Here is an 11639-nt window from a genome sequence, read left to right on the forward strand (position 1 = left end):
ATGGCCTATTTCCAGGCCGGATGAGGATGCGGGCATGTCGGATGTTGTTGCCTCGATCACTATCGGCACCGCCTTCATTGCCGGCGCACTTGCTATCGTCTTCGGTTGTTATTTCGCGGCGCGCAACTTGCTCAATCCCGGCCTGGAAGGGGATAGGACCCACGATGCGGCAGCGACCGTCGCGGTGCGCATCGCTGCCTTGCACGGTCTCATCCTTGCCCTAGTCTACGCGCAGGAACTCGACGACTACAAAGGTATCCGTAACAATCTGATGGAAGAGGCTGTGGCGATATCGGATGTATACAACGACGCAGGGCGATATGGCGGGCCGGTGGTCGCACCCATTCAACGCGGTCTATCCAGCTATGTGGCGACTGTTGTCGGCGAAGAGTGGGATATGCTCGGGCATCGTCAAGGGCTATCTCCCAAGGCGTGGATCGAATGGAATGGTGTTTATGACCGGCTGCTCGACCTGGTGCCGGAAACGGACCGCCAGCGCTATCTGGTCAACCGGATGCGTGACCGCGCCACGTCGATTGCGCGCTTCCGCCAAATTCGCGAAGAGACGGCGGCGGGCGGATTTGGCGGGATGTTCTGGGCGCCCGCGTTGATCGGCCTTTGCCTGCTGTCCATCCCCTTCTACGTCTACCGTCCGACCCGAACACATGTATTTCTGCTGTCGATTTTTGGCGCCTATTCCGGTGTCGTCCTCTTCTTCATTTTTGCCTTTTCGAATCCGTTCGAGCAGCCTGGAAAGTTGGACCCCGTGGCATTTGAAAACCTGTTGCGCGGTGACGTTGGAAAGAGCCTGCCGCCCGCTGCACTGACCGGAGAACTCACGCCATGACACCTGAGAACGACATGCACGACCATGATCATGATCATGACCACGACAATCATTTCTCCGAAATGCAGGCCCGGGTGAAGGCGCTTGAAACCGTGCTGACGCAGAAGGGGCTGATCGATCCGGCGGCGATCGATGCGATCGTTGAGACCTATGAGACGAAGATCGGCCCGCGCAACGGCGCCCGCGTCGTGGCAAAGGCCTGGAGCGAGCCGGATTTTGCCGACTGGCTGCGCAGGGACGCGACAGCCGCGATTGCCAGCCTCGGCTATACCGGGCGCCAGGGCGAGCATATGCGCGCGGTGTTCAACACGCCGGAAACCCATAACCTTGTCGTCTGCACCCTGTGTTCCTGCTACCCGTGGTCGGTGCTCGGCCTGCCACCGGTCTGGTACAAAGCGCCGCCCTACCGCTCGCGGGCAGTGATCGATCCACGTGGTGTGCTGGATGAATTCGGCGTGGCGCTGCCCGAAGGGCAGAAAATCCGGGTTTGGGATTCGACGGCTGAGCTTCGCTACATCGTCATCCCGCAACGTCCGGCCGGTACCGAAGGTCTCGATCAGGATGCGCTCGCCGATCTCGTCACGCGCGATTCAATGATCGGCACTGGCTTGGCCAAACCGGCTGGAGAGGCGCTATGAACGGCGCACAGGACCTTGGCGGGCAGCATGGTATGGGGCCGGTGGCGTCGGAGAAGGACGAGCCGTATTTCCATGCCGAATGGGAAAAGCGGGCACTCGGCCTGACACTGTCTTGCGGTGCCTTTGGCGCCTGGAATATCGATGAGAGCCGGCATGCCCGGGAAAGTCTGCCACCAGCCACCTATCTTTCGGCCAGCTATTACGAAATCTGGACCCGTGGCCTGGAAACCCTGTTGAAACGGCACGGGTTCGTTTCCGCCGCCGAACTGGCTGCCGGGCAGATGCTGGAAAAGGGCAGGGAACCGAAGCGAATTCTGACGGCAGACATGGTGCCTGGCGTGCTTGCCAAAGGCGGACCGTGTGATCGCCCGGTGCCGGACGGCCCGCGATTTGCCGCCGGAGACCGGGTGCGGACGAAAAACTTCAATCCCGAGACCCATACAAGGCTGCCGCGCTATGCCCGCGCCAAACATGGCATTGTCGAGGTGGTGCAGGGCTCGTTCGTTTTTCCGGACGACAACGCCCATGGCAAGGGCGAGAACCCGCAATGGGTCTATACCGTGGTTTTCGACGGGGAGGAAATCTGGGGCGAGGGTGCAGACCCGGAGCTGACAGTATCGATCGATGCCTGGGAGAGCTATCTTGAACGCGTTTGAACTGACCCTCAGCGGATCCCCGGAGCTCCCGAAATCGAACGAAGGCGATCCGGTTTTTTCGGAGCCCTGGCAGGCGGAAGCTTTTGCCATGACGGTGCGTCTGCATGAGAAGGGCGTATTTTCCTGGAGCGAATGGGCCGAGGCCTTGTCGCATGAGCTCTACAAGCCGGGCCGGCGGGCGGATGCGAGCGATTATTTCGATTGCTGGGTCGCGGCTCTGTCACGCCTCGTCACCGAACTGTCGATCACCTCAAGGGAACAGCTCGATGACCTGACGGAAAGCTGGCATAGGGCCGCGGAGGCAACGCCGCACGGCAAACCTATTCTTCTGGAAAACGATCCGAAGCGCTGAGTAGGGACTTCAACGGCTTGATCAGGGCAGGTTGTTTTCACATCCTGCCCTGTTTCGAGAGCGCCGTCAGGTCTCGAACTGCCGGTAACATTCCTCGGCGATTTGTTGCAGCTTGCTGCGGTTGACTTCGCCGGTGACGGCGTATCCGATACTGCCGTCGATCCAGTAGAAGGTTTCCAGAGAGCCTGCGGATTCGAAACGGAAGCTGGTTTCGGCATTTTCCGGGTTTTTGCCGAGTAGAACCGTCAGCCGCTGGCCGGCAGTGTCCTGATACATCAGCATCGCGCCTGCCTTGCCGTTGACCGGCAATAGCCTGCCGCCGACAAGGGAAAATCCGAGTCCCTTGAGGTCCGGGGCAACCAGCTTGTAATCCAGGCGCTTGCCGAGCCAGGTAACCAGATGATCCTCCTGATCGGCTCCGACTTCGACGGGGTGGCGTTTTTCGCTGGCATAGACAAGGAACGCCGTCTTGGATTGATCAGGCAGGCTGTCGATCGCAGCAGCAGTTTCGACCGTCACTGCCGTCCCCAGCAATTTCTCGCCATAGACACCCGCCGCGGCGCCCGACAGGAAGAGCGTCAACGAAGCGGCAACGAGGGCGGCCCTGCGCCACAAAGACGGCGATGATGTTGCAACAACCGCTGTTGGGGTGTTCAGCAGCGTGCGATCGCTTTCCGTCACTTGGGCATAGCCTGAGAATGCGGCCTTTAATTCGGCCGCCTGTGTCTGCCATTGGCGGACCTCGGCTTCGTCTTCCGGATGACGGTTCAGCCAGAGTTCAATCTCGCGCCGGCGCCCTTCGTCGAGAAGGCCGTCGACATAGGCGTGCAGATCAGCTTCGGTGACCGGTTTGTGATCGTCTGTCATTTCGGTCTCCGGAGTGTCACGATGTTGTTCTCGGCCAGATGCGCGGCCATCTGACGGCGTGCACGCGACAGGCGGGACATGACGGTGCCGATCGGGATCGCCAGCATGTCGGCGACGTCCTGATAGCCGTAGCCCTCGACGACCACGAGCATCAACACTGAACGATGGTCAGGGCTCAGCGCATTCAGTGCCTTCTGCAAGCGGGTCTTTTCCAGGGGATCGCCCGAAACGTCGTCGGCCGTCAGTCCCAGCGTTTCGTCAAACTCGACCGACGGATGCTGGCTGACGTGGCGGTGCCGGTCGCGGTAGAGATTGGTCATGATGGTAAATGCCCATGCACGAAGGTTGACGCCGCGCCATTGGCCGCGGCGGACCAGCACCTTTTCAACGCAATCCTGCAGGAGGTCCTCGCCGTCGCTGTCGGATTTGGCCAGACTGCGGGAATAGCGCCGCAGCGACGGCACCAGCGACAGGATCTGGTTTTCGAAAGTCTCTGTGGAAGGGGGATTTACCCCCTTCGCACGGGCGTCCTGATCAGGGGCGTGCGGCATCCCAGACCTTTCCTACGCCGTCACCGGTGGCGTCGCCCTTTTTCGCGTCCTTGACCCAGAAGTAGAGCGGCATGCCCTTGAGAGCCCATTGTTTCTTGCCATCCTTGCGCTCGACCAGCGTATAGTCGCCATCGGCTGCAGCGGAACCTTCCGCCAGGTACGGCGGCCAGTTGGTGGCGCATTTATCATAGCAGTAGGATTCGCCCTTTTCATCCTTCTTGTAGGTGTAGAGCGTCATGCCGTTTTCAGCTGCAACGACCTTGCCCTTGTCGGTCTCGACGGTCTGGACCGGTGGGGCGGCAAAGGCTGAGGCGGCGGACATCAGGCAAAACGCGGTTGCAAGCGGCAAAAATCTCATTGGATGTGTCCTCTCTGGAGTTCCCGTTCGAACCGCCGTTCAGCCGGTTCGAACATAAGACACATGAGGGCCACTTCTTATTCCCGCTTCAGGCGCAAAAATTATCGCGGCCGTATTGCTTTTGAAGCGACGAAGCGGGCAAGCGAGGGGCCAATTGCCATGATCATCAGCAACCGGGCTGTCTGCAGTGCCATGACGAAAGGCACGTCGACATTGCTGGAGGCGGCGATGATGGCGATCGAGTCCATGCCGCCGGGACTGCTGGCAAGATAGGCCGTCAGCGGATCAATGCCTGCAGCGTGCACGAGAATATAGGCCAACAGGCCGGAAAACCCGATCAGGACGAGGATTGAGATGACCGTCGGTACCAGCGCGCGGCGGGCATGGGCAAGGATCGGACGGGTAAAGCCGAGCCCGATGTTCCAGCCGAGCATGGCATAGCTCAATGCCAGCAGCCATTCGGGGATTTCGATCACCAGCAAACCGCTGACGCTAAGCGCCGAGCCGAGCAGAAACGGCACCAGAAACACACCGGCGGGGATGCGCAGCCATTTACCGAGACAGCCACCCACAAGCGCAAGCGCCAGGGTCTCAAGAAACGGTACGAGGTGGATCGGCCCGAACCAGACGATTTCGGGTCCCGGGCCATCTATCCCAGCCCAGTAGCGCGCCACGATCGAGGCTGCAGCGGCCACGAAAACGACGCGCAGATATTGCATGAAGGCGACCAGCCGGACATCGGCGCCATAGGCGTCGGCCATGACCAGCATCGAGGTGGCAGCGCCCGCCGACGAACCCCAGATTGCCGTGGTGCCGGGCAGGATGTTGAGCTTGCTGATGACGAAGCCGCTGAGCGTACTCATGGCAATGACCGAGAGAACAACGGCGAGGAAGAGCGGCCAGTTTGAAAAGAAGGTCGCCAGAATGCCGGGACGGATGGTTTCGGCGATCATCGTGCCGATCAGCGCCTGCGCGCAGAGAAAGGCCGGGCGCGGCAGCCTTATGGTGCCGCCATTCATGCCGACGATGGCACCCGCTACCATCGGTCCCATCAACAGGGCTGCCGGAATGCCGGTCAGTTCGAGCGCGGCTGCGAGGATTGCGGAGAGAAGAAGCAGAAAGCCCCATTGCATCGGGGTCGTCCATCGGCCGATGCCCGCGGCCACGGAAGCGGACGGGTCTTCGGAAGGTTCAGGCGTCACGTTGGGCACTTTCGAATTGCAGAGGAGGCAGCGCGCCGGGGAGAGGCGGGCGGAGCAACTATTATCACGGGTTATCGCGCCGCGATATGCGTAGGGTGTGGCATTTTCTTGCGGTATCCTGCACTTCAAAGGGAAATTTTGATCCGGGTGGCGGCAAGCTGAACCGCCGATCAACGCGGCGGGGCGCGACAGGCGGCCCCGAATCGGGCAATAGAACAAACATGGAATTCGCACCGCAACAGGATGAGGCCCTCAAGGCCGTTTCACGCTGGTTGAAGGAAGGGCGCTCGCCGCTGTTCCGGCTTTTTGGCTATGCCGGAACCGGAAAGACGACGCTTGCCCGGCATTTCGCCGAGCATGTCGATGGTGATGTTCTCTTCGCGGCCTTTACCGGCAAGGCGGCGCAGGTGCTGCGCTCCAAGGGCGCAAAGAACGCCAAGACCATCCATTCGCTGATCTACCGTCCGCGCGGCGAGGAGGAAGTGTCGGACGAAGAGACCGGCAAGACCTCGATCGCGCCGATGTTCTCGATCAACCGGCAGTCTCCTGTCGCCAAGGCGGCGCTGATCATCATCGATGAATGCTCAATGGTCGATGAGGCGCTCGGCCGCGACCTGATGAGTTTTGGCACGCCTATCCTGGTGCTTGGCGATCCCGGCCAGCTGCCACCGGTTTCGGGTGGCGGTTACTTCACCAATGAGGAACCGGATTATCTGCTGACCGACATTCACCGGCAGGCGCGTGACAACCCGATCATCCAGCTTGCCATGCATGTGCGCGAAGGCAAGGAGATCATGCACGGCGACTACGGCTCGACGGCCAGGATCATCTCCAAGAACGAGGTGACGCAGGAGCTGGTGCTTGGCGCCGATCAGGTCTTGGTGGGGACCAACAAGACCCGCCGCCGCTACAATACACGGCTGCGTGAATTGAAGGGCTTTACCACCGAATATCCGCAATCGGGTGACAAACTCGTCTGCCTGCGCAACGACCCCGCCAAGGGCCTGCTCAACGGCTCGCTGTGGCAGGTGATGACCTCGTCCAAGGAAACAGTGAAGCCCGGCATCAACCTGATGATCCGCCCGGAAGACGACGACATGGATCGGGGGGCGGCCAAGATCAAGCTCTTGAAAACCGCCTTTGAGGATATCGAAGGGGAGATTCCGTGGTCGACGCGCAAGCGTTACGACGAGTTCGATTATGGCTATGCGCTGACGGTGCACAAGGCACAGGGCTCACAGTGGAACAATGTGGTCCTGTTCGATGAAAGCTGGGCTTTTCGCGACACCCGCGAGCGCTGGCTCTACACCGCGATCACGCGCGCGGCCGAGACACTGACAATTGTCCGCTGACACCTATTCGGCGGAAACAAATCCCATCAACACAGCCTTGGCGACGGCCTGAAAGCGGTTATGACCGTTGAATTTGCGGATGATATCCGATTCAAGCGTCAGGACGGCGGTCAGGTCCATATCCATCATCGTGGCGATCCGGTTTGCCGGATAACCTTCAGCCATGAACACAAGGCACTTTGTCTCGATTGGTGAAAGATGGATGGGGGGCAGGGCGGTGCGCTCTGGATTGTCGCCGTCGGCGGCTGATTCCAGAAGTTCGCTGATCCGCTGCATCTGGCGTCGAAGGATAGACTGCTGAGCAGCGAGTTCCCGTTTTCGCGCGTGCAATGCGTCCTCAAAAATCCGAGCCGCATCCTGCTGACTGGCTGCGGCATTGAGGGCTGCCATCAAATCCTGGATGGTTGCGATCGGCATGTCTATTTCGCGGCAGGCATTGATCACGGTCATGCGCCGGATGTCGTCCAGCCCGTAGACACGCATCGGCCCCATTCTATCCGCCGATAGCAGGCCCTTTTCCTCATAGAAATGCAGAGTCCGGTGGGTGACGCCGAAGGCATCCGCCATGTCAGCGATACCGACATGGCTATCCGCTATGGTTCCCGGCAACGGAAGGTGGGGAAGGAAACCGGACGGCTGCCGGCTACCGGATGGAGAAGGATGTGTCTTTCCCTGTTCTCGCATGCTTTGACATAACCCCGCTGGTTAACCTGCGGGAGACATCTCCTGAAGACGGCACTTCGCCTGTGGCGCATCACGATACGCCGCGTGTCCCCTCGGCTGCTCCTCGATGTCATGCACGCCATCCCGGCGGGAAGGATACTCGCAACCATCGTGCTTGTCTGATGAGCGACCAGGCTTTCTCCCACTTGCACAGATAGAATACACGTGCGGCGCGAAGATGAACAGCTAGTAACTTTAGGGATGGAATCTAATATTTCTCAACGGCCTCTGGCGTTTCGCATTGAGGAATACTGTTTTTCGGCGCAATTCGTGACGGTTTTTGTTCAGGCGACTACAGGCGCGCCCAAATTACCGGATAAGAGTCAGGGGCAGGGCGCCGGCGTTGATCACGAACTTCAGCTTGCGCTGATGATTGATCGACAGTTTTTCCTGGCAGGACTTGGCTTCCTGGAAAGCCTCGCGGGTCTGCTGGTGGCGGTACGCGTCAGTCAGCGCCATGCATTGCATCAGCGGGCTGTCGATTTGCGCTGCACTGGCATAGCGGAAAATATTGCCGTCCGAGGCCAGAACCTTGGCCGCGAGCGCAAGGCTTTCATAAAGAATATCGGCTTCACTGCTCAACCGCGCGCCGTCGATGACCTGGTCGTAGAGAATGTCCGAAGACGCGTCGTTCTTGATCAGGACACGAAGTCCTGCCGGTGATTTCTGCGGTAGAATGGATACGGTGAAAGCGAGCGGATCGGAAACCGGACGCTTCGGCCGCTGCCACAGCACGGCACCTGGCACGGCTGCGATCGTGCGATAATGCGAGGCGGCATTGCGAAACGCATCGGCAAAGCGGCCGGCCGTTCCACTGCGCGGCCATTGTGAGCGAACCGTTATCTTCGGCAGATCATCGGCGAACTTGCGTTCAAGCACCGCGCCGTGCAGGCTCGATTGCGCCGGGATGTTGACGCTCATGGCCGGTGATGACAACGGCACGAAAATCAGAAGTGGCAGTACCGACAAGACGGCCAGTGGCGAGGACAAGGGGGCTGGCAGCCAGGAGAAGCGTCTGTTCGCCGCCCGGCGTGGCGGCGTTGCGGTGCGCCCGGAATCTGACGGCTGGGTCTCTGACGTCCGCTGGCGCCTGTATTCGGGGACATAGGTCCCCTTCGGAATATCGATGCGCCAAGGATCCTGAGTGCCTTCACCGGTATAATAGGCTGATAGCAATTTTCGCAGCTTGCCGGCATGGACACGCACCAGAGGGTCGCTATCGGCATTGAAGGCCTGCGGCCGATCGAAGACGTCAATACCGATCGTGTAGCCCTTCAACTGATGGCCCGTACCTTCCATCTCCTTGTCGACGACATATTTGAGAAAGGCACGCAGACGCTCGGAGCGGGAAAAAAGAACGCTCGAAAGCACGCCGTCAAGGGCTTGTCGGATTGCCTGATCGTCCGGTCTCGCGTGCTGCGTCATCATCGTGTTCTCCCCGAAAATACCATCGAGAGCAGCGCTTTCCTATCAGGAGCGAGTGGCGATTGGATTATGTCGAGGCAAAAACGAGGGTTCATTGGTTCCGGCTTGGATGATTCTATGGGTTTTCAGTACTGCCGCTCACCATTCGGGAGTATGGCCTGTACTGTGAGTCTCTATTAGATCGAAGTTTTATCAGTTTGTCAGGTACTGCACTCATTTAACGTGAGTTTTGTCTGAAATAAAGGCGTTGAACAGTCTCCAGACGAATATTGTAACGGAGACGCTTTCTCTGGTGCAGATTTGTTGCGGGGGGGCGGATGAACCGCTAGAAAAGGGCGCCGTAACGACGACGGTATCCTTGGAAGGTGCTGAAATGGCTGCGAAACTCTCCGTGAACCTGAATGCGATCGCGATGCTGCGAAACCGCCGCGATCTTCCGTGGCCGTCCGTTACCGGACTTGGGCAGATTGCGCTAGAGGCGGGTGCAAGTGGTCTGACGGTGCATCCGCGGCCCGACCAGCGGCATATCCGTTTTTCCGATCTGGCGCCTATCCGCGCGCTGATCGACGATCTCTATCCTCAGACCGAATTCAACATGGAAGGTTTTCCGAACGAGGAGTTTTTGCAGCTCGTCGAGCGTCATCAACCGGAGCAGGTAACGCTGGTACCCGACGATCCGGCGCAGGCGACGTCGGACCATGGTTGGGATTTCGGCAAGAACCACAATCTGCTCGGCAATGTCGTCGGACGTTTGAAGAAGGGCGGTTTTCGCGTCTCGCTGTTTGCCGATGGTGATCCGGACCTTGAAGCGCTGACGATCGCCCGGGAAACCGGCGCCGACCGGATCGAGCTTTACACCGGACCTTATGGCGGGTGCTACGACGATCCCGAGCGTGGTGCGGTTCTTTTGGAGGAACTGGGCAACACCGCCGACCTCGCTGCGACCTTAGGCCTCGGGGTCAACGCCGGCCATGACCTGACGGTAGCCAACCTGCCGGCGCTGGCGGCACGGATTTCCAATCTGGCCGAAGTTTCGATCGGCCATGGCCTGACCGCAGATGCGCTGGAATACGGCATGGCGGAAACCGTCCGCCGCTTCTGCCGCGCCTGTGGCCAGGACGTTTGATCGCCATTTGAAGCGGCAAAAAGGGCTCCGAAAGGCGGAGCCCTCTGTTCTTTAACCGAGCAATGCCGCTTTGCTGGCGGTCAGGAAATCTTCGAGCGTGGTCAGTTTCTGGCTCGAGAGCTTGCCTGCATCGTCTGTCACCATGGCGATGTGACCTTCGCGCGTGTTGGTGTCGAACGACACGACGACGGGGATGATGAAGCCCGGAAGGCCTGCTGCTTTGAGGCCGCCCGCCAGCTGGTCGTCGGTCACATGGATGACTTCCAGCGGCGTGCCGGTGACTTTCGAGACGAGGGCGGCGATTTCATCAACCGTATGCTTCGTTTCACCGGTCAACGTATAGGTCTTGCTTTCGGTCGAGCCTGACGCGAGCGCGTTTGCCGTCGCCTTGGCGATGTCGGCGCGGGCGATATGGGCGAGCTTTCCCTTGCCGGATGCGCTGTACCATTTGCCTTCGGAAAGTGCATGCGGCAGAGCCATGAACAGGTTCTCCATGTACCAGCCATTGCGCAGGATCGTGTAGGCTATACCGGTCGCCTTGATCGCATTCTCCGTGCCGAGATGGTCCGGCGCGAAGGGGATGACCGAGGCTTCCGGATTTGGCATCGAGGTATAGAGGATATGCTTGACCCCGGCGCGCTTGGCGGCGGCGACGGCTGCGAGGTGCTGGCGCAGGCGCTTGCCCGGCTCGTCAAGGGCATCGGTGGAAATGATCAGGATGCGGTCGGCGCCCTTGAAGGCTGCATCCAGCGAGGCTGCATCATCGAAGTTTGCGGCACGGGCCTGAACACCTTTTGCTGCATAGTCCGCGAGTTTTCCGGTATCGCGGCTGGTGGCGATGATATCGGTTGGCGCGACCTTGCCGGAGGCGAGCAAATCGTCGAGCACGAGGCGGCCGAGATTGCCGGTCGCGCCGGTGACGAGAAGAGTTTCGGACATGATGATTCCTTTGCTTGTCAAATGACGTCGGTTTGTTGCCGAAGCATCCCGTTTGAGATATGGTTCCTAAATGAGACCTTCTCTTAATTCGTCATCTGCAGATCGATGTAAAGGAGGCAGTTTTTTATGCGGTGGTTACAAAAAGGATACCGGGTTCCATGAACAAGATGACCGGCAAGACTGAGGGCGAGCGCGTCATCGTCGTGATGGGCATGGCGTTTTCACAAGCCGACTGTCCGGTGCGTGATGTCATCGACAACATCGGTGGCAAATGGAATACGCTGATGATTCAGGCGTTGGGCGAGGGGCCGATGCGGTTTTCCGCATTGCGCCGGACCATTCCGGATATTTCGCAGCGCATGCTGACCCAGACGCTGCGGGATTTGCAGCGCGACGGTTATATCAGCCGGGAAGTGTTTCCGACCCAGCCACCCAGCGTCGAATACAGTCTGACCCCGCTTGGTCAGTCGTTTCTGGTGCTGGTCAAGGGGTTGGTCGATTGGTCGATGCAGCATCATCAGGCGATCCGGGCCGCCCGCGCCGAATATGACGCGGTGGCATAACGGCGCAGCAGCTTTATCCGCTGGACTGTCCGTTGCGCCC

14 protein-coding genes are annotated in these 11639 nt (G+C 59.6%); 7 read left to right on the top strand and 7 right to left on the bottom strand.

Features of this window, described 5'->3' with window-relative positions:
- The first annotated feature begins 34 nt into the window (after positions 1-34).
- From ACSQ3J_RS09825 to ACSQ3J_RS09840, 4 genes are read left to right on the top strand one after another with little or no spacing between them, the layout of a single operon-like run.
- Positions 35-847: a DUF4239 domain-containing protein gene (locus tag ACSQ3J_RS09825; protein ID WP_060506125.1), complete on the top strand. Its 813-nt coding sequence runs from the start codon at positions 35-37 to the stop codon at positions 845-847.
- Complete coding sequence (gene nthA, locus ACSQ3J_RS09830) at positions 844-1485, top strand: nitrile hydratase subunit alpha (RefSeq protein WP_060506126.1); 642 nt, start codon at positions 844-846, stop codon at positions 1483-1485. The genes ACSQ3J_RS09825 and nthA overlap by 4 nt, the downstream gene beginning before the upstream one ends.
- The gene (nthB, locus tag ACSQ3J_RS09835) at positions 1482-2141 is read left to right on the top strand and encodes a nitrile hydratase subunit beta (protein WP_060506127.1); all 660 of its coding nucleotides are present in this window, start codon (positions 1482-1484) and stop codon (positions 2139-2141) included. Before nthA ends, nthB begins: the two co-directional genes overlap by 4 nt.
- Positions 2128-2493 carry a nitrile hydratase accessory protein gene (locus ACSQ3J_RS09840; protein WP_436039043.1) on the top strand — a complete coding sequence of 122 codons (366 nt, stop codon included), beginning with the start codon at positions 2128-2130 and terminating at the stop codon, positions 2491-2493. The genes nthB and ACSQ3J_RS09840 overlap by 14 nt, the downstream gene beginning before the upstream one ends.
- A gap of 66 nt (positions 2494-2559) precedes the next feature.
- On the opposite strand, the gene ACSQ3J_RS09845 is transcribed toward ACSQ3J_RS09840, so the two are convergent.
- The 4 genes from ACSQ3J_RS09845 to ACSQ3J_RS09860 all read right to left on the bottom strand — a co-directional run bounded on the left by ACSQ3J_RS09845 (position 2560) and on the right by ACSQ3J_RS09860 (position 5471).
- Positions 2560-3360, bottom strand: coding sequence for an anti-sigma factor family protein (locus tag ACSQ3J_RS09845; RefSeq protein WP_060506128.1), 801 nt, complete (start codon positions 3358-3360; stop codon positions 2560-2562).
- Positions 3357-3911 (bottom strand): RNA polymerase sigma factor, encoded by a 555-nt coding sequence (locus ACSQ3J_RS09850; RefSeq protein WP_060506129.1) that lies wholly within the window; start codon positions 3909-3911, stop codon positions 3357-3359. Before ACSQ3J_RS09850 ends, ACSQ3J_RS09845 begins: the two co-directional genes overlap by 4 nt.
- A complete protein-coding gene (locus ACSQ3J_RS09855) occupies positions 3895-4269 on the bottom strand; it encodes a COG4315 family predicted lipoprotein (RefSeq protein WP_060506130.1) in 375 nt (124 codons plus the stop codon). Before ACSQ3J_RS09855 ends, ACSQ3J_RS09850 begins: the two co-directional genes overlap by 17 nt.
- A gap of 101 nt (positions 4270-4370) precedes the next feature.
- Positions 4371-5471: an AbrB family transcriptional regulator gene (locus ACSQ3J_RS09860; RefSeq protein ID WP_060506311.1), complete on the bottom strand. Its 1101-nt coding sequence runs from the start codon at positions 5469-5471 to the stop codon at positions 4371-4373.
- Between the two features lie 221 nt (positions 5472-5692).
- Between ACSQ3J_RS09860 and ACSQ3J_RS09865 the strand changes: the two genes are divergently transcribed.
- Positions 5693-6823, top strand: a complete 1131-nt coding sequence (locus tag ACSQ3J_RS09865; RefSeq protein ID WP_060506131.1) for an ATP-dependent DNA helicase — start codon at positions 5693-5695, stop codon at positions 6821-6823.
- Positions 6824-6826: 3 nt separating this feature from the next.
- Here ACSQ3J_RS09865 and ACSQ3J_RS09870 read toward each other — a convergent pair whose 3' ends face one another.
- Both ACSQ3J_RS09870 and ACSQ3J_RS09875 read right to left on the bottom strand, forming a co-directional pair.
- Positions 6827-7507: a MerR family transcriptional regulator gene (locus ACSQ3J_RS09870; protein ID WP_436039044.1), complete on the bottom strand. Its 681-nt coding sequence runs from the start codon at positions 7505-7507 to the stop codon at positions 6827-6829.
- Between the two features lie 348 nt (positions 7508-7855).
- The gene (locus ACSQ3J_RS09875; protein ID WP_436039045.1) at positions 7856-8974 is read right to left on the bottom strand and encodes a hypothetical protein; all 1119 of its coding nucleotides are present in this window, start codon (positions 8972-8974) and stop codon (positions 7856-7858) included.
- Between the two features lie 370 nt (positions 8975-9344).
- Here ACSQ3J_RS09875 and ACSQ3J_RS09880 point away from each other — a divergent pair, with 370 nt between their 5' ends.
- On the top strand, positions 9345-10097 hold the full coding sequence (locus ACSQ3J_RS09880; protein ID WP_436039046.1) for a pyridoxine 5'-phosphate synthase: 753 nt from the start codon (positions 9345-9347) through the stop codon (positions 10095-10097).
- Between the two features lie 51 nt (positions 10098-10148).
- Here the strand turns inward: ACSQ3J_RS09880 and ACSQ3J_RS09885 are convergent, their stop codons facing one another.
- A complete protein-coding gene (locus ACSQ3J_RS09885; RefSeq protein ID WP_436039047.1) occupies positions 10149-11036 on the bottom strand; it encodes an SDR family oxidoreductase in 888 nt (295 codons plus the stop codon).
- Positions 11037-11194: 158 nt separating this feature from the next.
- On the opposite strand from ACSQ3J_RS09885, the gene ACSQ3J_RS09890 reads away from it, so the two are divergent.
- A complete protein-coding gene (locus ACSQ3J_RS09890) occupies positions 11195-11599 on the top strand; it encodes a winged helix-turn-helix transcriptional regulator (RefSeq protein WP_060506136.1) in 405 nt (134 codons plus the stop codon).
- The last annotated feature ends 40 nt before the right edge of the window (positions 11600-11639 follow it).

It is taken from the genome of Rhizobium sp. LjRoot98, assembly GCF_964252935.1.
Lineage (GTDB): Bacteria > Pseudomonadota > Alphaproteobacteria > Rhizobiales > Rhizobiaceae > Pararhizobium.